The organism is Kitasatospora sp. NPDC001309 (assembly GCF_042896295.1).
Classification (GTDB): domain Bacteria; phylum Actinomycetota; class Actinomycetes; order Streptomycetales; family Streptomycetaceae; genus Kitasatospora.
In genome coordinates this window covers 89732-110649 of sequence record NZ_JBIAXC010000022.1, presented here as the reverse complement: position 1 = coordinate 110649, position 20918 = coordinate 89732, and the positions used below count along the sequence as shown (strand labels likewise).

Below are 20918 nucleotides of genomic sequence, written 5' to 3'. Positions count from 1 at the left end.
AGGGCGGGTCACGGCGGGTCACGGCGGGTCAGGGCTGGGTGTAGCCGCTGAGGAAGTCGCCGATCCTGGTCACCGCGTCGGTGATCTCCTCCGGCCGCGGCAGCGTGACCAGCCGGAAGTGGTCCGGCTCGGGCCAGTTGAAGCCGGTGCCCTGGACCAGCAGGATCCGCTGGGAGCGCAGCAGGTCGAGCACCATCTGGGCGTCGTCCTTGATCTTGTAGACCTTCGGGTCCAGCCGGGGGAAGGCGTACAGCGCGCCCTTCGGCTTGACGCAGCTCACGCCCGGGATCTGGTTGAGCAGCTCGTACGCGGCGTCGCGGGAGGCGAGCAGCCGGCCGCCGGGCAGCAGCAGGTCCTTGATCGACTGCCGTCCGCCGAGCGCGGCGGCCACCGCGTGCTGGGCCGGCATGTTGGCGCACAGCCGCATCGAGGCGAGCACGGTCAGGCCCTCGATGTAGCTGCGGGCGCGCTGCCGGTCGCCGGAGAGCACCATCCAGCCGGAGCGGAAGCCCGCGACCCGGTAGGCCTTGGACAGTCCGTTGAAGGTGACGCAGAAGAGGTCCGGGGCCAGGGTGGCCAGCGGGACGTGCTCGGCGTCGTCGTAGAGGATCTTGTCGTAGATCTCGTCCGCGTAGACCACCAGCTGGTGCCGGCGGGCGATCTCGGCGATGCCCTCCAGCACCTCGCGCGGGTAGACCGCGCCGGTCGGGTTGTTCGGGTTGATCACCACGATGGCCCTGGTCCGGTCGGTGACCTTGGCCTCGATGTCGGCGAGGTCCGGGTACCACTCGGACTGCTCGTCGCAGCGGTAGTGCACCGCGGTGCCGCCGGCCAGCGAGACCGAGGCCGTCCACAGCGGGTAGTCCGGCGCGGGGACGAGCACCTCGTCGCCGTCGTCCAGCAGCGCGGTCATGGCGAGCTGGATCAGCTCGGAGACGCCGTTGCCGAGGAAGACGTCGTCGACCGAGAGGCCGTGCAGGCCGCGGTCCTCGTAGTGCATCACCACGGCGCGGCGGGCCGAGAGCAGGCCCTTGGAGTCGCCGTACCCGTGCGCGTTCGCGAGGTTGCGCAGGATGTCCTGGAGGATCTCCGGGGGCGCCTCGAAACCGAAGGTGGCCGGGTTGCCGGTGTTGAGCTTGAGGATGCGGTGGCCCTGTTCCTCCAGCCGCATCGCCTCGTCGAGCACCGGGCCGCGGATGTCGTAGCAGACGTTGGCGAGCTTGCTGGACTGGATGACCTGCATGCCTGCCTACTTTAGGGGCACGCCGGGGCCCGGCGCCGGGTGTCCGGGGAGACGGCTCGCCGGGCTCGGAAGGGCTTCCTTGGATCGCCAGGCGGGGGTGTCGAACGGCCTTCCAAACCGCTGCCCGAATGTCCGTAATGCTCGTGTATGCGAGGAACGCCGTCGATCTCTGCGGTGGATTCTTCGCCGGAACGAGACGGACGGCACACCGGCCGTCCGCCCCGGGCGGGAAGATGGGGCCGGTCGGTCGGTCGGCGGGGAGAAGCCGTCGGGGAGGGGCCGACCGGGAGAAGTCGACGGGGAAGCGGGGAGTGCCGGTGGTGACGGTCGTGGCCGGAGCGGTGCTGGTCGCTCTCCTGGTGGCTCCCGCGCTGCGCGCGCTGGTCGCCCGGTTCGCCGTGCCCGAGGGCGAACCCTGGTGCGAGGCCTGCCCGTTGTGCGGGCGCCCGGTGGGGCGGCTGCTGCCCCCGACCGGTCGCTGCCCGGGCTGCCGGGAGCGGCTGGGGGCCGGCCCGGGGGCGGTGGAGGCGGTCGCCGCGGCGGTCGCGGTCGCGGTCGCCTGCGCGGCGGACGGCCCGCAGGCGGCGGCGCTCGCCTGGGCGGGCGCGCTCGGGGTGGCGCTCGGCTTCACCGACGCCCGGGTGCGCCGGCTGCCGTACCGGCTGACCGGGCCGCTGCTGGCCGGGGTGGCCGTGCTGCTGGCGGTGGCGGCCCTGGCCGAGGGGCGCCCGGGGGTGCTGCTGCGCTGCCTGCTGGTCGCGCTGGCGGTCGGCGCGCTGCTCGAAGTGGCCGTCCAGATCGGCGCGTTGGGCCCCGGTGACTCGCCGCTCGGGCTCGCCCTGGGCGGGCTGCTGGGCTGGTACGGCTGGTGGGTCGCGATCGGCGGGCTGGCCGCCGCGGTGGTGCTCGCCGGCCTGTGGGGCACCCTGCGGGTCGCCGCCCTGCTGGTCCGCCGTCGCCCGTGGCGCGGGCTGGAGGTCCCGGTCGGCCCCTTCCTGCTGCTGGGCGCGCTCACCGCGGTGCTCGCGCGGTAGCGGAAGGGCCCGTCGTACCGGACCGGTACGACGGGCCCCTCCGTCGGCGCGCCGGCCCCACCCTCAAGGAGTGGCGCGCCGTAGGGAGTTGGGCCGAGTGCCTCAGGGCATCTTGTGGACGAACGGGCCGACCGTGTTGGAGAAGGCGTTGCCGTTGTTGGCGTCCCAGTTGGTGGACCAGGTCATCGCGCCCCGGATGGTGGGCCACTTGGCCGGCGGCACGAAGCTGCCGCAGTTGTTGCCGGTGGCCAGGCAGTTGAGCGCGTTGTTCACCACCGACGGGTCGACGTAGCCGCCGCCGGCCGCCTTGCCGGAGGCCGGGACGCCGATGCCGACCTGGTCGGGCCGCAGGCCGCCCTGGATGTGGGTGCAGACCTGCGAGGTGATGAAGTCGATCGTGCCCTGGTTGTAGACCTTGCCGTCGCAGCCGTTCATGCCGCCCGAGTTGTAGAACTGGGTGTTGACGACGGTCAGGATGTCCTTGGTGGCCAGCGCCAGCTGGAAGTAGGCGCCGGCGGTGCTGTACATCCCGATGGTCTCGGGGGCCATGGTCAGCACGAAGCCGGGGCCGACCTTGGCCTGCAGGGAGTGCAGCGCGGCGCCGAGCGGGCCGGCCTGGACGCCGTTCTCCAGGTCGACGTCGACGCCGTCGAAGCCGTAGTCCTTGATGATCGCGTAGGCGCTGTCGGCGAAGTTCGCCCCGGCGGTGGCGTCGCCGACGGTGATCGCGCCGTTCTGGCCGCCGATGGAGAGGACGACCTTCTTGCCGGCCGCCTGCTTGGCCTTGATGTCGGCGCGGAACTGGGCGTCGGTGTAGCCGCCGAGCGCCTTGGACAGGGCCGGGTCCAGGGTGAAGCTGATCGCGCCGGTCCGGGTCGGCACGGCGTCGGCGAAGGAGACCGCGATGATGTCGTACGCGCTCTGCACGTCGCCCAGGCGCTGCGGGGTCGAGCCGTTGTCGAAGTTCTGCCAGTAGCCGGTGACCGCGTGGGCCGGCAGGCCGGTGGCCGGCGGGGTGGTGCCGGTCGGGGTCGGGGTCGGGGTCGGCGTGGCCGTGGGGGTGGGCGTCGTGGTGGGGGTCTGGGTCGGCGTCGCGGTCGGGGTCGGGGTGGCCGTGGCGGTCGGGGTGGCGGTGGCCGTCGGCGTCGGGGTGGCCGTCGGGGACGGCGTGGAGGTGCCGCCCGGGCCGACCAGCGCGACGTCGTCGGCGAGGTAGGCGCTCTGCCCGTACCAGCCGTGCAGGTAGACGGTGACGCTGGTGGCGTTCGCCCCGGTGGTGAAGGTGCTGGTCAGCTGGTTCCAGCTGGTCTGGTTCGACCAGGTGGACGGGTCCGTCCCGCCGGTGCCGCGCGCACCGAGGTAGACGTACGGGCCCTGCACCCAGGCGCTCAGGGTGTAGCTGGTGTTGGGCAGCACGCTGATGGTCTGGGTGCACTCCGCGGTGTCGCCCGCGCCCGGGGCGGCCTGCAGCGCACCGGTGCCGGAGTGGACCGGCGCGGACACCGCGGCCGCGCCGCCGGTGCAGGACCAGCCGGCCAGTCCGCTCTCGAAGCCGCCGTTGGTGACCAGGTTGCCGTCCGCCGCGCTGGCGCCGCCGGCGAAGAGGGCGAGGCCGCCGCCGGCCAGGGCGAGGGCGGTGGCGCCGGCCGCGAGGGCCGGCAGGGGGCTGCGCCGGCGCCGGTGCGCGGGCTGCTGCGGGGTACGGGCCATGGGGTGACGCTCCTGGGGGAGGAGCGGCCGCCGCGGTGGGGGGCGCGGCGGCCGCGTGTGGGGGAGGGGAGGTCCGCGGGTGACTCCGGGGGCGGGATTGTTTCGTTCCGCCTCGGGTCAAAAGCTGGACTAGACCATTGCCGGTCGTCAAGGACGTGACAACCGGCTTACGGCTCCCTTAAGGAATCGGAGACCGTTCCGTGTCCACCCCGGGCACACCGCCCCGCAGGCCCTGACACACCCGTCGCGACAGACTTCGTACAGGACCGTGACCAGACCGCTACCTGCGGCTTTACCGCGTGCCTGCGCGCGGGAGTAGGCTGCGCCGGGGCGGTGACGCACCTGCCTGAACGAGTACGGAGGGGCCGGGAAACCATGGGTCTGCGCGATGTCGCCGAACGGACGCCGGGGCTGCGCACCCTGCTGGGCGGGATGTACGGGCTCTACGGCCGACGGGTCGAGGTCCACCTCGCGCGCACCCCGCACCACATCGGCGTGATCCTGGACGGCAACCGCCGCTGGGCCAAGGCCGCCGGCGGCTCCACCGCGTACGGCCACCAGCGCGGCGCCGACAAGATCAGCGAGTTCCTCGGCTGGTGCGACGAGACCCACGTCAAGGTCGTCACCCTGTGGATGCTCTCCACCGACAACCTGGACCGTCCCGCCGACGAGCTGGTCCCGCTGCTCGGCATCATCGAGGACGCCGTCACCGGCCTGGCCGCCGCCCGCCGCTGGCGGGTCAACCCGGTCGGCGCGCTGGACCTGCTCCCCCAGCACACCGCCGACGTGCTCAAGCGCGCCGCCGAGGAGACCGCCGGGATCGACGGCATCACCGTCAACGTCGCGGTCGGCTACGGCGGCCGGCACGAGATCGCCGACGCCGTCCGCTCGCTGCTCCAGGAGCACGCCGGGCGCGGCACCCCGATCGAGGAACTCGCCGAGATCCTGACCGTCGAGCACATCTCCGAGCACCTCTACACCGCCAACCAGCCCGACCCGGACCTGATCATCCGCACCTCGGGCGAGCAGCGGCTGTCCGGATTCCTGCTCTGGCAGAGCGCCCATAGCGAGTTCTACTTCTGCGAGGCGTACTGGCCGGCCTTCCGCAAGGTCGACTTCCTGCGCGCGCTGCGCGCCTTCGAGCAGCGGAACCGGCGGCTCGGCCTCTGATCAGGGCCCCTCGGCCGCGCCTCCGGGCGAAATGACCGCCGTAGGCCTGGCCTACCCGGGCCGCGCGCGAGGCCAAACGTTCACCGGCAATGATCCGTCAGTTCGCCGGGGGCGCGAATGCACCGCCCCCCGCCTGGGAATACTCCAGTCAGTCCGGTCCCGAGGCCACCGGGGCAGCGGGGGCCGGCTTGCCGCGGATGACGCAGGGTCATCCGCTCTGGAGGCCTAGTGGTCAGTTCGAAGAGCCGCCGGACACCAGACCGGCGCACGTACGTTCTCGACACCAGCGTGCTCCTGGCGGACCCGCTCGCCATGACCCGCTTCGAGGAGCACGAGGTCGTCCTCCCGGTGGTGGTCGTCACCGAGCTGGAGGCCAAGCGCCACCACCCCGAGCTGGGCTACTTCGCCCGCCAGGCGCTGCGCCTGCTCGACGACTACCGCATCCGCCACGGCCGGCTCGACGAGCCGATCCCGGTGGGCGAACTGGGCGGGACGATCCGGGTCGAGCTCAACCACTCGGACGTCTCGATACTGCCGGCCGGCTACCGGGCCGGCGGGGGCGAGGCGGACACCCGGATCCTGGCGGTCGCCCGCAACCTCCAGGCCGAGGGCTACGACGTCACCGTCGTCTCCAAGGACCTCCCGCTGCGGATCAAGGCCAGCTCGGTGGGCCTGCTCGCCGAGGAGTACCGGGCCGAGCTCGCGATCACCTCCGGCTGGACGGGCATGTCCGAGCTGCACGTCGGGGCCGAGCAGGTCGACGCGCTGTTCGCGGCCGGCCACGACGCCGCGGTGGACATCGACGGGGTCGAGGAGCTCCCGGTGCACACCGGGCTGGTGCTCACCTCGGAGCGCGGCCGGGCACTCGGCCGGGTCACCGGGGACGGGCGGGTCCGGCTGGTGCGCGGCGAGCGCGAGGCGTTCGGGCTGCGCGGGCGCAGCGCCGAACAGCGGGTGGCGCTGGACCTGCTGCTCGATCCGGACATCGGCATCGTGTCGATGGGCGGCCGGGCCGGGACGGGCAAGTCGGCGCTGGCGCTGTGCGCCGGGCTGGAGGCGGTGCTGGAGCGGAGGCAGCACCGCAAGGTGATGGTCTTCCGGCCGTTGTACGCGGTCGGCGGCCAGGAGCTCGGCTACCTGCCCGGCAGCGAGGCGGAGAAGATGGGCCCCTGGGCCCAGGCGGTCTTCGACACCCTCTCGGCGGTCACCACCCCCGACGTGATCGAGGAGGTCATCGGCCGCGGGATGCTGGAGGTGCTGCCGCTGACCCACATCCGGGGGCGTTCGCTGCACGACGCCTTCGTGATCGTGGACGAGGCCCAGTCGCTGGAGCGGAACGTCCTGCTGACGGTGCTGTCCCGGATCGGCCAGGGTTCGCGGGTGGTGCTCACCCACGACGTGGCGCAGCGGGACAACCTCCGGGTCGGCCGGTACGACGGCGTGGTCGCGGTGGTGGAGAAGTTGAAGGGGCATCCGCTCTTCGCGCACATCACGCTCACCCGCTCGGAGCGGTCGCCGATCGCGGCACTGGTCACGGAGATGCTGGAGGACATCAACCCGTGAACCACCCCTGAGCGGGACATAGTCGGACAATAGGTTCAACTTGTGGCGCGGGGTCCGCTCCTGACGGAGCGGGCCCCGCCCCTTTCATCACATCGAGTGCTTTCTGTCCGAAGAACTTCCCTACGGTGAATGTGACATGCGCCACGCAGGCGGGAATTGCGTCGACAGTGCCCGGTGCGGCATGGTGTGGGTTCTGTCAGGCCCCGCGTACGGCGCGGCAGGGCTTCCGCTCGTTGGAGGCTCGGCCCGGGAAGGTCCGCCAACTCCGGTCGGTGGACACACAATTGAAGACCGTTGAGCCGTACGCCGCCCGATTCCAACGCCCGGTCGCCTCATTCCGACCGGACGCCGGGCCAGTACCTCCCGTGACCAGAGCACCTGCGGAGGTCCGTGCCAAGGGGCATGTTGCGTCCGCACGGTCACGCGTGGGCGATGCTGGAAGGAATCCATGTGACTCGGATCTCGGTCCGGGGAGTTGCTGTGGCCTCTGCCACCGCGGTCACCGCTGTCGGTGCCGTCGTGGGTATGGCCTCGGGCAGCGAGGTCAAGGCTGCGCAGACGGTCGACGTCGCCGGCGCGACCCTGCTCGCCGAAGTCCCCTCTGGCTCCCAGGCACAGGCCGCAAGTGACAACATCGGCCAGCAGGCGACCGCCCAGCAGGCCTCCGCCGACGCCGCCGCCAAGGCTGCCGCCGAGCAGAAGGCCGCCGAGGAGGCCGCGCGCCAGAAGGCCGCCGCGGACGCCCAGGCGAAGGCCGACGCCCAGGCCAAGGCCGACGCGGACAAGGCCGCCAAGGCCGCCGCCGACCAGCGTGCCGCCGCCGACGCCGCCGCCAACCGCTCCAAGGCGCGGTCGGCGATGTCCGCGGTGGACAACAGCGCGCCCCCCGTCTCGGTCAGCCCCGGTTCCGTCCAGGACACGGCCCGGCAGATCGTCGGCAACGACGCCCAGTTCCAGTGCTTCAGCCAGATCGTGAAGCGCGAGAGCGGCTGGGACTACACCGCGACCAACAGCAGCTCCGGCGCCTACGGTCTGGTCCAGGCGCTGCCCGGCTCCAAGATGGCCTCGGCCGGTGCCGACTGGCGCACCAACCCGGCCACCCAGATCAAGTGGGGCCTCAGCTACATGAACAGCCGCTACGGCAGCCCCTGCGGTGCCTGGTCGTTCTGGCAGGCCCACAGCTGGTACTAGGAGGACCGCCGCCCCGGGCGGCGCCACTCCCCGCGGCCCCCGGCCGCTCGTCCTGTTCGACGAGCAGCCGGGGGCCGCGGCGTTCCCGGGCACGCCGTGCGCGGCGGCCGGGGAAGGGCGGGCCGCGCCGCCCGGGCTGCGCTGACCAAGGCGCCCACGGGCGGTGCGGTCCTGGTGCGGACGCGGGGCGCGGGGAGGGGTCCTGGTAGCTCCCCGCACCGGCCGGTCCGCCGGCGGTTGGCTCGATGGAAGCGATCCGGACGACCGGCTCCACGGCACCGGTCGGCCTGATGGGACGACTCGGCGTCCCGTTCGAAGTCCTCCCCCGTCGCGCCTGGGTGAAACCACCTGAAACCTGGCGTTTTGTCCGGCTTCGTGAAGTGAAGTGGTCGAAGCCGAACCCCACGGCGGGCGGACTCGCCCCGCCCCCGCCGGGTAGCGTCATCCCTGACGGCCGTGGTGCGACCCACGGCGTTACCGCCGGGCTCGGCGGGTCCGGCAGGGAAGCGGTGGTAGCGAGGATGGCGCGGGGCGGAAAGGCCTTCAAGGCCGTGGCCAAGGGCATGGCCGTGGTGGCGAGCGCGGCCGCCGTGATCGAACGGCGCCGGCGCGCCGCGATGGCGGCCGATCCGCACGAACTCCCCGTACCGGCCCTCGCCGAGGCGCCCGGCCCCGTCCCGGTGCCGCGCACCGACCCCGCGCCGACGGCCGCGCCGCTCGCCGCCCGGGTGGCGCCCGAGGCCGAGGCCGGGGCCGTCGCGGAGGCTGCCGCCGAGGCCCCCGCTCCCGCGACCACGCCCGCGGCGGCCGCGCCCGCCGCGCCGACCGCACCCCCCGCGCACACCGGACTCGGCCGCGAGTACCACCCCGGCCGGCCCGCCACCCCCGCCGAGGCGGTGCCGTGGGGACTGCGGGTCGCCGCCGAGTCGACCTGGCGGCTGCTGCTGCTCGGCGCCGCGCTCTACGTCCTCTTCTACGTCGTCGACATGCTGCGGCTGGTCGCCTTCTCGGTGCTGGCCTCGCTGCTGATCACCGCGCTGCTGGAGCCCTCGGTGTCCTGGCTGCGCCGGCGCGGGGTGCCGCGCTCGCTCGCGGCCGGCGGGGTCTTCCTCAGCGGTCTGGCCGGGATCGGGCTGGTCGGCTGGTTCGTGGTCTGGCAGGTGTCCACCAACCTGCCCGACGTCACCAACCAGGTGAAGACCGGCGTCAACCAGCTCCGGGACTGGATGATCACCGGCCCGCTGCACCTGACCCAGCAGCAGATCACCGACTTCGCCAACCAGATCACCAAGGCCATCACCACCAACACCGACCAGCTCACCTCGGCCTCGATCACCGGCGCGCAGATCGCCGTCGAGATCCTGACCGCGCTGCTGATGACCTTCTTCACCACCTTCTTCTTCCTCTACGACGGCTCCAGGATCTGGAACTGGGCGCTGCGCGGCCTGCCCCGGCAGTCCCGCTTCGCGATGGCCGGAGCCGGGCCCAAGGCCTGGACCACGCTCACCGCGTACGTGCGCGGCACCGTCTGCGTGGCCTTCATCGACGCGCTCTGCATCGGCATCGGCGTCGACCTGCTGGGCGTGCCGCTGGCCATGCCGCTGGCCGTGATCATCTTCCTGGGCGCCTTCGTCCCGCTGGTCGGCGCCCTCGTCACCGGCACCGTCGCCGTCCTGATCGCCCTGGTCACCCAGGGGCCGTGGACGGCGCTGATGGTGCTGGTCGTCCTGATCGCGGTGATGCAGGTGGAGAGCCACATCCTCCAGCCGCTCATCCTCGGCCGCGCCGTCCGGGTCCACCCGCTCGGCGTGGTCCTCGGCGTCGCGGCCGGCGGCATCATCGGCGGCATCGGCGGCGCGGTCGTGGCCGTCCCGCTGATCGCCGTCACCAACACCGTGGTCGGCCACCTGCGCCGCCGCAACGAGGCCGGCCAGGCCGTCTTCACCGCCCTCGAAGCCGCCCGCGAGGCCGCCGAACGCACGGCCGCCACCCGGCCGGCGGCGACTCAGCCGGCCGCCGACTGACCGAGGGCGGACAGGACGGCGGTGCCGACCGCCACGGCCGCCAGCCCCAGCACCGCGCCGGTCGCGATCCCGGCCTCCCGCGCGGCCCAGTGCCACCGGCCCGGCGCACCGTGCCGCAGCGCCCTGCGGGTCAGCACGGCCCCGAGCACCGGACCGCTCCAGGGCAGCCCCACCACCCACAGCAGTCCGTAGTACCCGTGCCAGGGCGGGTCCTCGGCGGCGAACGCCGTCCAGACCACCGCGACGAGGCAGACCACTGCCCAGAGGACGGTGACCAGGACCGTCCAGCAGCCCCCGCCGGACCGTGGCTCCAGTGGGGCGCCGGGGCGGGGGTCAGTCATGACGTCCGGCCGCCGGGGTGATCCGGCTGCCGTGGCCGCTGACGATCCGACCGATGTTGTCGACCGAGGTGCGGTCGTCGCCGGGGCCGTCGTCCCAGTAGGACGAGTGCGCGGTGAAGTCGGGGGACCCGCCGTCCACGGCGAAGCGGTGGGCGCCGAAGTCGACGCTCGCCGGATCCCTGGTGAACCAGCCCAGGTGCGAGATGTGGTCCCAGGAGGCGGCGCCGACGTAGGTGTGGTCGGCCCCGACGGAGAACTCGGAGGCGTGGAAGGCGTCGGTGCCGGGGCTGCCGACCAGGATGACGTCGTCGGCCGCGATCCCGGCCGGTTTCCGTGCGGCGAGGCCGACCAGCAGCGAACCGAAGCTGTGGCCCTCGGCCGTGACGTGGGCCGGAGCGCCCTGGTGGGTGACGCGCTGCCCCTCGAGGAACCTGCGGTAGGCGTCGACGCCGCCCTGCGCGCGGCTCAGGTCGCCGGCCTCCGGGAAGCTGAGCGGCGCGTCGTACCCCAGCCAGGCGATGGACGCGGTGCTGCGGGTCGGGTCGGCGCGCTGGGCCGCGTCGTACACGGCTTTCGCCCGGTCCGCGTCGCCGCCGCCGATGCGTTGCAGCGTGGTGTCCAGACCGCCGACCAGGGAGGTGACGTCCTGGGCCGTGTCGGGGTTCCCGAAGGAGATGATGCCGCGCCCCTGCCCCTCCCCGCTGATGCCGAGCAGGAAGACCGGCGGTTCCGTTCCGTCGGTCCGGCGCAGCCGCTCGGCGATCCTGCGGTACCCGGCCAGCCTCAGGTCGTCGTTCGGATCGGACGACCGGCCACCCCGCTCGTACTCGGCGATCAGTCTCGGCAGCAGGATCCGGTTGGCCTGGTTCCTGGCGACCGCGGGGACGCCGTCGCGGTTGCCGACCAGGTCCGGGTGTTCGTGGACGAGCCACTGCTGCTTGTCGGGGGGCAGCGCATTCCACCAGGCATTGACCTCGGTGGGCGGTGCGTCGTCCTTGGGGACGCTGCCGAGCAGCAGGCCGTCCGGGGCGAGGGTGGGGTCGAGCCGGTCGCTGAGGGCGGCGCCCGAGTCGAGGCCCGTGCCGTCCTGGGCGCGCTCGACGTAGTGCTGGAGCCGGGTGGCGATGGCCTGATCGACGGCTTCGGCCTCGGTCAGGGCAGTCGAGATGCGGGCGGCGAGTGCTGTGGCGACGCGCTCGCAGCTCTTCCGGTACTCGGGGTCGTGCTGGTCGGCGTAGCTGCCGGGCGGCCAGGAGACCGTGCCACGGGCGTCGACGGACAGTCCGGCCGTCTGTGCGTCGGTCAGTGCCGTGCGGAGCGCGGACTGGGCGAGGGCCAGTGCGTCGGCGCCGGCGCGGATGCTCCTGCCGATCTGCCCGATCTCGCTGTGGGCGGCTTTCAGCTCGCCGGTGCTGCGGCGCAGCGCCGGCCGGGCCGCGTCGGCGCAGGGGCCGGCCCAGTCGGCGGCCGCGATGCGGCCGTCGACGCCGTCGCGCCACTTGTCCACGTGCTGCCCGAAGGCGCCGTGCAGCTTGTCGTAGGCATCGGCCGCCGCGTACAGGTGACTCAGGTCGGTGTCGCGCAGTGTGGCGAGGTCCATGCGGTCGCCCCTAACCGAAGTGCAGGACGAAGTTGTGCTTCTGCCGTGCGGTCGGGCCCACCGGGACGGTACGGGTGTCCGGGCCGAAGGCCGTGCTGATCTGCTGGTCGGTGCTGCCGTAGCCGAGGCCCGCCTCGATCAGGCCGCGGCCCTGCCGGCCCATCGTGGCGTGCAGGTCGGTCAGCAGGGTGTTCCAGGCGTTGGCGCAGGTGCCGAGTGCGGTGCCGCACCGGAGGCCGGCCAGTCCGGAGGCGGACTGGTTCGAGGCCTCGAGCAGGACCTTGAGCTCGCCGGGGATCTGCTCGGCCGTTTCGACGCCGGTGCCACCGGCCTGCTGGAGTTCGTCCGGGTTGGCGCGGAAGCCCCCGCCGTTCTCCGGATGGTCGGACATCGCGGCTCCCCCTCGACCGAATGTCGTGCACGGATCGCCTTGCACTGTAGCCGAGTTGGGCCCGCCGGGCGCCGGAAACGCCGAGGGGCCCCTCCGTGCGGAGGGGCCCCTCGGGTGGTGCGGGTGGTTCAGGCGTTGACGGCGGCGAGGGCGGCCTCGGAGTCGAGGACGCCGGCCACGGCCTGGAGGACGGCGGCGATCTTCATCGAGGCCTGGATGACCTCACGGTCGACGCCGGCCTTGCGCAGCACGGCCTCGTGGGAGTCGAGGCACTGGCCGCAGCCGTTGATGGCGGAGACGGCGAAGCACCAGAGTTCGAAGTCGATCTTCTCGACGCCCGGGGTGCCGATGATGTTCATCCGCAGACCGGCCCGCATCGTGCTGTACTCCTTGTCGGAGAGCAGGTGCAGCGTCCGGTAGTAGACGTTGTTCATCCCCATGATCGCGGCCGCGCCCTTGGCGGCGGTGTACGCCTCCGGGGAGAGGTTGGCCTTGGCCTCGGGCTCCAGCTCGCGCAGCACGGCGGGGCTGCGGGTGGCCATCGCGCAGGACAGCACGGTGCCCCAGAGCTGCTGGGCGGGGAGGTCGGAGTTGCCGATGACCGAGCCCAGGTTGAGCTTGAGGTCCTTGGCGTAGTCCGGAAGGGCGGCCTTCAGGTCGTCGAGGGCCATGGGTCAGCCCGCCAGGAGGGCCTGGGCGTCGAGGGTGTCCTCGCCCTTGGTCCAGTTGCACGGGCACAGCTCGTCGGTCTGCAGGGCGTCCAGCACCCGCAGGACCTCCTTGGGGTTACGGCCGACGGAGCCGGCGGTGACCATGACGAACTGGATCTCGTTGTTCGGGTCGACGATGAACACGGCGCGCTGGGCGGTGCCGTCCTCGCCCTCGACGCCGCAGGCGCGCATCAGCTCGTGCTTGATGTCGGCCAGCATCGGGAAGGGCAGGTCGCGCAGGTCCTTGTGGTCCTTGCGCCAGGCGTGGTGCACGAACTCGGAGTCGCCGGAGACGCCGAGGATCTGGGCGTCACGGTCGGCGAACTCGTCGTTCAGCTTGCCGAACGCGGCGATCTCGGTCGGGCAGACGAAGGTGAAGTCCATCGGCCAGAAGAAGACGATCTTCCACTTGCCCTCGTAGGTCTTGTGGTCGATGTCGGCGAAGGCGCTCGCGGCATCCAGGTCGACACAGGCCTTGAGGTCGAACTCGGGGAACTTGTCGCCGATCGTGAGCACGTTCGCTTCTCCTGGGATGAGACTGCGGGGAGTTTTGTCCGGATTCCGGACAGGACCCACGATTCCACATCGTGGACTGATCAGAGAAATAGCTACACTTGATGTGTCTGATCGGAGATTGCTATCAGTACTGAACCACCCCCCTCCCGGCCCGCCCGCCGCAGGGCCGCCGCCGCCAAACCCGAGGCGGCTGTGGGGAGCGCCACAGTCCGCAGCCCGCGCACGCCGACGGTCGCCCAGCTCAAGGCCTTCGTCGCGGTGGCGGAGCACCGGCACTTCCGGGAGGCCGCCGCCGCCACCGGGACGAGTCAGCCGGCCCTGTCCGGGGCGGTCGCGGCGCTGGAGGAGTCGCTGGGCGCGCAGCTGGTCGAGCGTACGACGCGCAAGGTGATCGTCACTCCCCTGGGGGAGCGTGTGCACGGGCACGCGCGCCGGGTGCTCGCCTCCTTGCAGGCCCTCACCGAGGAGGTCGACGCCGCCCGCCGTCCGTTCACCGGACCGCTGCACCTCGGGGTGATCCCGACCGTCGCCCCGTACCTGCTGCCCACCGTGCTGCGGCTGGTCCGCGACCGCTTCCCGGAGCTGGAGCTGCACGTCCACGAGGAGCGCACCCCCTCGCTGCTGGAGGGCCTGGCCGCCGGGCGGCTGGACGTCCTGCTGCTCGCGCTCCCGGCCGGCGGCTCCTCGCCGACCCGGGAGATCCCGCTGTTCGACGAGGACTTCGTCCTGGTCACCCCGCCCGGGCATCCGCTCGCCGGGCGGGTCGACGTGCCGCGCGACGTGCTGCTCGACCTGGACGTGCTGCTGCTGGAGGAGGGCCACTGCCTGCGCGACCAGGCCCTCGACATCTGCCGCGAGGTCGGTGCCGACCCGGCCGGCTCCACCACTCGCGCGGCGGGCCTGTCCACCCTGGTCCAACTCGTCGCCGGGGGGCTCGGGGTGACGCTGCTGCCGGCCACCGCGCTGGACGTCGAGGCCGGTCGCACCGACCGGCTGGCCGCCGTACGGTTCGCCGCCCCGGCGCCCGGCCGCCGGATCGGGCTGGCCACCCGGCCGGGGTCGGCCCGCAGCGCCGAGTACGAGCGCTTCGGTGCGGCGCTGCGCGAGGTGCTGGCCGAGCTGCCGGTCCGGATCGTCGACGCGCCCTGAGGCGTCGGTGCGCCGCCGGTGCGCCCTGAGGCGTCAGCGCACAGCCGGTGCGCCGAGGCAGAGGCCGACCGTGGTCGTCACCAGCAGGTCCAGCGCCTCCAGGGTCTCCGGGGCGGGCGGCTCGCCGGGCAGGCTCCGGATCAGGTGGCGGGCCGTCAGGCCGTCGAAGCCGATGAGGAAGTGGGCGGCGATCCGGTCGGCGGGCAGCGCCAGGGTCAGCCCGTGGGCGGCGGCGAGGGCGGCGAGCATCTCGGTGGCGGTGCACTCCATGGCGTGCTGGAGGCCGAGCATGATCTCCCGGACGTCCGGGTCGCGCATCGCCAGCGTCTCGAACTCGCTGAGCAGGACGCAGCGCCCGTCCTCGCCGGTGGCGGCCTCCCAGAGGGCGTGGACCAGGCTGCGGACCTGGTCGCCGAACGGTCCGTCACCGGGTGAGGCGGCGCGCACCTGGTCGATGAACTGGGCGGCGACCTCCTCGACGACGGCCCGGTAGAGGTCCTTCTTGGTGCCGAAGGTGTAGTGCACCGTCGCCTGTGCCACGCCCAGCTCCGCCGCGATCGCGCGGGTGCTGCCGGCGGAGACCCCTTCCCGGGTCATCAGGTCGATCGCGGCCCGGACCAGCTGCGGTCGGCGTTCGGAGGCGGGGACATGAGCCATCCAGTCAGGGTAGCGCCATGGGCGGGCAACTGTGTCGGACAACCGTGTCGGTCGATTGGGTCGATCAACTTTGTCACCCGACAAACTTGGGTCTACCGTGGGAGGGGTCGCCCGGGCACCCGCCGGGCGCCCGTCCGTCCGCCGACCGCACCGCGAGGGGTCAGACCTTGGCCACGTACCTGTACCGACTGGGCCGTTACTGCTTCCGGAGAAGGCGCGCCGTGCTGGCCGTCTGGGTCGCGCTGCTGATCGCCGTGGGCGGGGCCGCAGGCGCCCTCGCGGGCAGCACCAGCGACGAGTTCAAGGTCCCCGGCACCGAGGCCCAGGCCACCCTGGACCGGATCAAGGACACCTTCCCCGAGCAGGGCCACGGCTCCGCCCAGGTGGTCTTCGCCGCCCCGGCGCCCGGCGGCATGGCCTCGCCCGAGGCGGGCAGGGCGGTCGGCGAGGCCGTCACCCGGATCGCCCACGTCCCCGGCGTGGCCGCGGTGCCCGACCCGTACGCCACCGGCGCGGTCTCCCCGGACGGCAGGGTCGCGATCGCGCTGGTCTCCTTCGACCACAAGCTCGCCGAGGTCACCGACCAGCAGCGGGACGCCGTCCGGGCCGCCGCCGAGCCCGCCCGCGCGGCCGGGCTGGAGGTGGCCTTCGGCGGCGACGCGTACAACAGGTTCGCCCAGATCGAGGGCGGCTCCGAGGCGGTCGGCCTGGTGGTGGCCGGGCTGGTGCTGGTGATCACCCTCGGCACCCTGGTCGCGGCCGGGCTGCCGCTGCTGACCGCGCTGGTCGGCGTCGCCGTCGCGATGGCCGGGCTGCTGGCGCTGACCGGCTCGTTCGAGATCATCACCACCGCGCCGGTGCTGGCCCTGATGGTCGGCCTCGCGGTCGGCATCGACTACGCCCTCTTCATCCTGTTCCGCCACCGCCGCCACCTGGCCGAGGGCCTGGAGCCCGAGGAGTCCGCGGCCCGGGCCACCGCGACCGCCGGCAGCGCCGTCGTCTTCGCCGGGCTGACCGTGGTCGTGGCGCTCGCCGGACTGGCCGTGGCCGGCGTCCCGTTCCTGACGGTGATGGGCCTGGCCGCCTCCGGCGCCGTCGTGGTGGCCGTCCTGGTCGCGATCACCCTGCTGCCCGCGGTGCTCGGCTTCACCGGCCGCGCGATCGACCGGCTGCCGGTCTGGAAGCGGGCGCTCACCACCCACGGCAAGGTCACCCTCGGCGAGCGCTGGGCCCGCTTCGTGGTCCGCCGCCCGCTGCCCGTGCTGCTGGTCGGCCTGGCCGGACTGGGCGCCATGGCGGTGCCCGCCGCGAGCCTGGACCTCGGCCTGCCGGGCGGCGGCTCACAGGCCGTCGGAACGGACGCCCGCAAGGCGTACGACCTGGTCGGCGACGGCTTCGGCCCGGGCTTCAACGCGCCGCTGGTGGTGGTCGTCGACGCCCACGGCGCACCGCGCCCCGAGCAGGCCGTCCAGGAGGTGGCGGGCCGGCTCCAGGGCTTGAAGGGCGTGCAGACCCTGCTGCCCCCGAAGGTCGACACGGGCAGCGGCACCGCCCTGGTGCCGGTGATCCCGAGGACCAGCCCGGACCACCAGGACACCCGGGCACTGGTCAACGAGATCCGCGACCAGCGCGACGGCATCCGGGCCGCGACCGGCGCGAGCATCGCCGTCACCGGCACCACCGCCGCCAACATCGACGTCTCCACCAAGCTCGGCCAGGCCCTGCCGCCGTTCGTCGCGGTGATCGTCGGCATCGCCTTGGTGCTGCTGGCGCTGGCCTTCCGCTCGGTGCTGGTGCCGCTCAAGGCGGTGCTGGGCTTCCTGCTCAGCATCCTGGCCTCGCTCGGCGCGGTGGTGGCGGTCTACCAGTGGGGCTGGCTGGACGGCCTGATCGACGTGCCCAAGGTCGGCCCGGTGGTCAGCTTCGTGCCGATCCTGCTGATCGGCGTGCTGTTCGGGCTGGCGATGGACTACGAGCTGTTCCTGGTCTCCGGGATGAAGGAGCAGTACGTCCACGGCAACGCGCCGCGCGAGGCGGTCGTCGGCGGCGTGAAGGGCGGCGCCCGGGTGGTGACGGCGGCCGCGCTGATCATGGTCTCGGTGTTCGGGGCCTTCGTGTTCGGGCACGACCCGATCGTCCAGCCGATCGGCTTCGCCCTCGCGGTGGGCGTGCTGGTGGACGCCTTCGTGGTGCGGATGGCCCTGGTGCCGGCGGCGATGGCGCTGTTCGGCAAGGCGGCCTGGTGGTTCCCGAAGCGACTGGAGAAGGTCGTGCCGAAGGTCGACATGGAGGGCGAGCAGCTGATCGCCCGGCTGGAGGGGGAGCGCCGGTCGGCGAAGGAGCCCGCGGGGGTCTGACGGCCCGGCGGTGCCCGGCGGGATCCGACGTCCCGCCGGGCACCGTCACGTCCCGCCGGTCATCGTCACGTCGCGGCGGCACCGTCACGTCCCGGCGGGCACCGTCACGTCGCGGCGGGCAGCCGCTGCTCGAACCAGACCACCTTGCCGGTGCCCAGCCGGGTGGCGCCCCAGCGGTCCGCGCACCGGGCCACTATCTGGAGCCCGCGCCCGCGTTCGTCCTCCGGACCGGTACGGCGCGGCCGCGGCAGCAGCGGGCTGTCGTCGCCGACCTCGCAGCGCAGCCGGGTGGTGCGCACCAGGCTCAGGGTGACCGGGCGGGTCGCGTGCTGGACGGCGTTGGTCACCAGCTCGCTGACCATCAGCTCGGTCGCCTCGCTCAGCTCGTCCAGCCCCCAGCGGCGCAGCGTGTGCGCGGCCAGCCGGCGGGCCCGGCCCGGCGTCTCGTTGCGCGGTTGCAGGTACCAGTGGGCGACGTCCCCGGCCGGGATGCCGTCGAAGCAGGCGCCCAGCAGGGCGATGTCGTCGCCGCGGTCCCCGGGCGGCAGGATCCGCAGCGCCTCCTGGCACAGCTGCTCGGGGGACTGCCAGCGGGCGGCCGCGATCCGTGCGCGGAGCACCTCCAGGCCGTCGCTGAGCGGGCGGGTGCGGGTCTCCACCAGGCCGTCGGTGAACAGCAGCAGCGCCGATCCGGGCGGCGCGGGCAGCTCGACCGAGTTGAAGTCCACCCCGCCGACCCCGATCGGCGCCCCGGAGTCCAGCTCCACCAACTCGGCCGTGCCGTCCGGGCGGACCAGCACCGGCGGGACGTGCCCGGCGTTGGCCAGCACGACCCGGTTGGCGATCGGGTCGTACACCGCGTACACGCAGGTGGCCAGGTGCTGTTCGCGGCCGAGCCGCTGGGCCTGTTCGTCCAGGTGGTAGAGCACCTCGTGCGGCGGCAGGTCGAGGGCGGCCAAGGTCTGTGCGCTGGTGCGGAGTTGGCCCATGATGGCGGCCGAGGTGAGCGAGTGGCCCATCACGTCGCCGACGATCAGGGCGACCCGGTTGCCGGGCAGCGGGACCGCGTCGTACCAGTCGCCGCCGACCTGGGCGCCGCGCTCGCCGGGCAGGTAGCGCTGGGCGAGCCGGACGCCGTGCGACTGCGGCAACCGCAACGGCAGCATGCTGCGCTGGAGTTCGTTGGCTATCTCCCACTCGCGGGCGTACCGCAGCGCGGTGTCCACCGCCAGCCCCGCCTGGGTCGCCAGGTGCGCGGCGGTCGCGGTGTCCGCCGCGTCGAAGGCCGGCCGGCCGGTGCGTTCAGGGGGCCGGCGGATCAGCACCAGCAGACCGAGGACGGCCTTGCGGCCGCGCAGCGGCAGGGCCACCACCGAGGTGCCGGCCGCCAGCCGGGCCAGCCCGCGGGGGCCGTACACCTCGCGCAGCAGCGCCTCGGTGCGCTCGGCGGCGGGCGTGCCCAGGACGGCCGACTCGGCGGGGCGGCGGCTCAGCAGGATGTGCGCCAGCGCGCCGCCCCGGGTGACCGGGGTGGCCGGGCCGGTGTCCGCGGTCGAGCGGGAGCCGAAGCGCGAGCGGTGCCGGTCGTCCGCGCCGCTCTTGCGGCCGCGGCGGCCGATCCGGGTGCCGGTGCTGTGGTGGATCCGCAGCTCCTCGGGGAAGCCGGGCTCGCGCTCCACGTTGGGCAGCGGGTCGCGCAGGTGGACGACGGCGGCGTCGGCGAGGGTCGGGACCAGCACCCGGCCGATGTTGCGCAGGGTCGCGGCCAGGTCGAGGGCGCTGTTGATCCGCCGGGTCGCCGCGTCGAGGTAGGCGAGGCGGTCCGCCAGCCCGTCCGCCGCCCCGGTGCGGTCCGGCCGCGCCGTCGGAGGCTTCGCCGGGGCCACGGCCCTGACCGGTTCGTCCGGCCGGGCCGGGATCCGGACGCGCTGACCCGGGACGGCGGGCGGCTGCTCCGCCTCGGTCTTGAGCTGGTCGCGCACGGCTGCCTGTCCTGGATTCGGTGTGGTCGGGAGGTCTGGACGGTGAGCTGTTCTGGTCCTCTGGTCGGTCAGCCGACGCGTCGACAGCACAGGAACAGCTGTTCCTCCGGCGGCAGCGTGGTACTGGCCGGCGCGTACGGATGCCCCGAGCACTCCTCGACGACGAAACCGGCCGCGACCAGAACCCGCTCCAGATCCTCCCTCAGATACCCACTGATCCGCAGCTCTCTGCCAAGGAACGGAAGCGGAACGTGATCCAGGTCCGCCTCGACCATACCGAGCACCAGCAGTCCGCCCGGCCGCAGGAGTTCGCGCAGCCGGCCGAGCACGGTCGGGATCTCGTCCTGCGGCAGCAGGATCAGTGAGAAGAACGCGGTGACGGCGGCGAAGGTGCCGCGGCCCGCCGACCCCAGCGCGGGCACGCCCCACACCCGGTCGGCGCGCTCGGTGGCCAGATCGTACAGGTCGATGCGGTGGAACTCGGCCGGGTGCGCTCCCTCGATCCGAGCCCGGCGGGCCAGCGTCAGCATCACGTCCGAGAGGTCTATCCCGGTCACCCGCAGCCCGCCGGCGGTCAGCTGGCCCACGGTCGGCTCGCCGGTGCCGCAGCCCACGTCCAGCACCCGGGCGCCGGGTTCCAGCTCCGCGAGCAGCCGCCGCCCGCACTCCAGCTGGCCGTCCTTGGCGGGGAAGGCCTCGCCGTACCCGGCACCGATGGTGTCGAAGGCGACCGCCTGCAGGGCCCGGGCCGCCCGGCGTCGCCGCACGTCGGGGCCGTCCGGGCCGCCCGGCCCGTCGTCGCCGGCGTCCTCGCCGACCGGGAACGCGTCGGATATCTGTCCGGTCGTCACGTTGAGAGGCACCCTTCCACCCGTGGCCTCCGGTCGGCTCCTCCGCAGCCTCCTGGGCCGCTGCCGGTGGCGGTACGTCACGCTCCCCGCATCACACAGACGGCCTGCACCCCGACACGTTGCCGGCAGACACTCGTGTGCGTACTGGCATCTGAGAATATGCGTGATCACTGCGCCATGGGGTCCCTTTCCGGCCAACTCGTCATGCTTGGGCCGATGTGGGACGGGTCCGCGGAAGCACGGGGGTGCGGGCCGGGTGGTGCGACCGGCCCCGCACGCCGCACAGCGCGCCGGGGCGGACGCCACTGACCTGCGGTTTCACCGATCCGCAGGCTGACAATCGGACGTTTATCGAACGTCAATCGGCGAGGTGCACAGTAGGGACCAGCGCCGGGGAAGCGTTGAGGGCGCTCCCGCAGCCGGGGGGCT

General features: G+C 73.2%; 17 protein-coding genes. 7 read left to right on the top strand and 10 right to left on the bottom strand.

The genetic code is table 11. From position 1 onward, the window contains the following. Positions 1-28 precede the first annotated feature (28 nt). Complete coding sequence (locus ACFY2K_RS22405) at positions 29-1243, bottom strand: pyridoxal phosphate-dependent aminotransferase (protein ID WP_375884597.1); 1215 nt, start codon at positions 1241-1243, stop codon at positions 29-31. 317 nt (positions 1244-1560) lie between these two features. On the opposite strand from ACFY2K_RS22405, the gene ACFY2K_RS22400 reads away from it, so the two are divergent. Further along, on the top strand, positions 1561-2277 hold the full coding sequence (locus tag ACFY2K_RS22400) for a prepilin peptidase (RefSeq protein ID WP_387713448.1): 717 nt from the start codon (positions 1561-1563) through the stop codon (positions 2275-2277). Between the two features lie 102 nt (positions 2278-2379). Here ACFY2K_RS22400 and ACFY2K_RS22395 read toward each other — a convergent pair whose 3' ends face one another. Next, on the bottom strand, positions 2380-3987 hold the full coding sequence (locus tag ACFY2K_RS22395) for a chitinase (protein WP_387713445.1): 1608 nt from the start codon (positions 3985-3987) through the stop codon (positions 2380-2382). Positions 3988-4362: 375 nt separating this feature from the next. Between ACFY2K_RS22395 and ACFY2K_RS22390 the strand changes: the two genes are divergently transcribed. The 4 genes from ACFY2K_RS22390 to ACFY2K_RS22375 all read left to right on the top strand — a co-directional run bounded on the left by ACFY2K_RS22390 (position 4363) and on the right by ACFY2K_RS22375 (position 9935). Continuing rightward, the gene (locus ACFY2K_RS22390) at positions 4363-5157 is read left to right on the top strand and encodes an isoprenyl transferase (RefSeq protein WP_375884604.1); all 795 of its coding nucleotides are present in this window, start codon (positions 4363-4365) and stop codon (positions 5155-5157) included. A 228-nt stretch (positions 5158-5385) separates the two neighbouring features. Then, the gene (locus ACFY2K_RS22385; RefSeq protein ID WP_375884607.1) at positions 5386-6720 is read left to right on the top strand and encodes a PhoH family protein; all 1335 of its coding nucleotides are present in this window, start codon (positions 5386-5388) and stop codon (positions 6718-6720) included. A gap of 450 nt (positions 6721-7170) precedes the next feature. Further along, a complete protein-coding gene (locus ACFY2K_RS22380; RefSeq protein WP_380529380.1) occupies positions 7171-7911 on the top strand; it encodes a transglycosylase SLT domain-containing protein in 741 nt (246 codons plus the stop codon). 521 nt (positions 7912-8432) lie between these two features. Continuing rightward, positions 8433-9935 carry an AI-2E family transporter gene (locus tag ACFY2K_RS22375; RefSeq protein ID WP_380527823.1) on the top strand — a complete coding sequence of 501 codons (1503 nt, stop codon included), beginning with the start codon at positions 8433-8435 and terminating at the stop codon, positions 9933-9935. On the opposite strand, the gene ACFY2K_RS22370 is transcribed toward ACFY2K_RS22375, so the two are convergent. The 5 genes from ACFY2K_RS22370 to ACFY2K_RS22350 all read right to left on the bottom strand — a co-directional run bounded on the left by ACFY2K_RS22370 (position 9917) and on the right by ACFY2K_RS22350 (position 13493). Further along, positions 9917-10276, bottom strand: coding sequence for a hypothetical protein (locus ACFY2K_RS22370; protein ID WP_380527825.1), 360 nt, complete (start codon positions 10274-10276; stop codon positions 9917-9919). The genes ACFY2K_RS22375 and ACFY2K_RS22370 overlap by 19 nt on opposite strands. Continuing rightward, positions 10269-11876 carry an alpha/beta hydrolase gene (locus tag ACFY2K_RS22365; protein ID WP_380527826.1) on the bottom strand — a complete coding sequence of 536 codons (1608 nt, stop codon included), beginning with the start codon at positions 11874-11876 and terminating at the stop codon, positions 10269-10271. Before ACFY2K_RS22365 ends, ACFY2K_RS22370 begins: the two co-directional genes overlap by 8 nt. Positions 11877-11886: 10 nt before the next feature. Further along, positions 11887-12267 carry a hypothetical protein gene (locus tag ACFY2K_RS22360; protein WP_380527828.1) on the bottom strand — a complete coding sequence of 127 codons (381 nt, stop codon included), beginning with the start codon at positions 12265-12267 and terminating at the stop codon, positions 11887-11889. 128 nt (positions 12268-12395) lie between these two features. Further along, positions 12396-12938, bottom strand: a complete 543-nt coding sequence (locus ACFY2K_RS22355) for an alkyl hydroperoxide reductase (protein ID WP_375884619.1) — start codon at positions 12936-12938, stop codon at positions 12396-12398. Positions 12939-12941: 3 nt separating this feature from the next. After that, entirely contained in the window at positions 12942-13493 is a 552-nt protein-coding gene (locus tag ACFY2K_RS22350; RefSeq protein WP_375884621.1) for a peroxiredoxin, read from the bottom strand. Positions 13494-13685: 192 nt separating this feature from the next. Between ACFY2K_RS22350 and ACFY2K_RS22345 the strand changes: the two genes are divergently transcribed. Further along, a complete protein-coding gene (locus ACFY2K_RS22345; RefSeq protein WP_375884623.1) occupies positions 13686-14642 on the top strand; it encodes a LysR substrate-binding domain-containing protein in 957 nt (318 codons plus the stop codon). 33 nt (positions 14643-14675) lie between these two features. On the opposite strand, the gene ACFY2K_RS22340 is transcribed toward ACFY2K_RS22345, so the two are convergent. Further along, entirely contained in the window at positions 14676-15299 is a 624-nt protein-coding gene (locus tag ACFY2K_RS22340; RefSeq protein WP_387713437.1) for a TetR/AcrR family transcriptional regulator, read from the bottom strand. Positions 15300-15466: 167 nt separating this feature from the next. Here ACFY2K_RS22340 and ACFY2K_RS22335 point away from each other — a divergent pair, with 167 nt between their 5' ends. Beyond that, on the top strand, positions 15467-17656 hold the full coding sequence (locus ACFY2K_RS22335) for an MMPL family transporter (protein ID WP_387713435.1): 2190 nt from the start codon (positions 15467-15469) through the stop codon (positions 17654-17656). Positions 17657-17760: 104 nt separating this feature from the next. Here the strand turns inward: ACFY2K_RS22335 and ACFY2K_RS22330 are convergent, their stop codons facing one another. Both ACFY2K_RS22330 and ACFY2K_RS22325 read right to left on the bottom strand, forming a co-directional pair. Continuing rightward, complete coding sequence (locus ACFY2K_RS22330; RefSeq protein ID WP_375884632.1) at positions 17761-19638, bottom strand: SpoIIE family protein phosphatase; 1878 nt, start codon at positions 19636-19638, stop codon at positions 17761-17763. A gap of 68 nt (positions 19639-19706) precedes the next feature. Beyond that, positions 19707-20405 carry a class I SAM-dependent methyltransferase gene (locus ACFY2K_RS22325; protein ID WP_380527863.1) on the bottom strand — a complete coding sequence of 233 codons (699 nt, stop codon included), beginning with the start codon at positions 20403-20405 and terminating at the stop codon, positions 19707-19709. Between the last annotated feature and the right edge of the window lie 513 nt (positions 20406-20918).

Bases quoted from the DNA above. Each gene is read 5' to 3' on its own strand.
- ACFY2K_RS22355 (WP_375884619.1), bottom strand. From the start codon at position 12,938: ATGGCCCTCGACGACCTGAAGGCCGCCCTTCCGGACTACGCCAAGGAC.
- ACFY2K_RS22360 (WP_380527828.1), bottom strand. From the start codon at position 12,267: ATGTCCGACCATCCGGAGAACGGCGGGGGCTTCCGCGCCAACCCGGAC.
- ACFY2K_RS22340 (WP_387713437.1), bottom strand. From the start codon at position 15,299: ATGGCTCATGTCCCCGCCTCCGAACGCCGACCGCAGCTGGTCCGGGCC.
- ACFY2K_RS22365 (WP_380527826.1), bottom strand. From the start codon at position 11,876: ATGGACCTCGCCACACTGCGCGACACCGACCTGAGTCACCTGTACGCG.
- ACFY2K_RS22370 (WP_380527825.1), bottom strand. From the start codon at position 10,276: ATGACTGACCCCCGCCCCGGCGCCCCACTGGAGCCACGGTCCGGCGGG.
- ACFY2K_RS22405 (WP_375884597.1), bottom strand. From the start codon at position 1,243: ATGCAGGTCATCCAGTCCAGCAAGCTCGCCAACGTCTGCTACGACATC.
- ACFY2K_RS22375 (WP_380527823.1), top strand. From the start codon at position 8,433: ATGGCGCGGGGCGGAAAGGCCTTCAAGGCCGTGGCCAAGGGCATGGCC.
- ACFY2K_RS22395 (WP_387713445.1), bottom strand. From the start codon at position 3,987: ATGGCCCGTACCCCGCAGCAGCCCGCGCACCGGCGCCGGCGCAGCCCC.
- ACFY2K_RS22390 (WP_375884604.1), top strand. From the start codon at position 4,363: ATGGGTCTGCGCGATGTCGCCGAACGGACGCCGGGGCTGCGCACCCTG.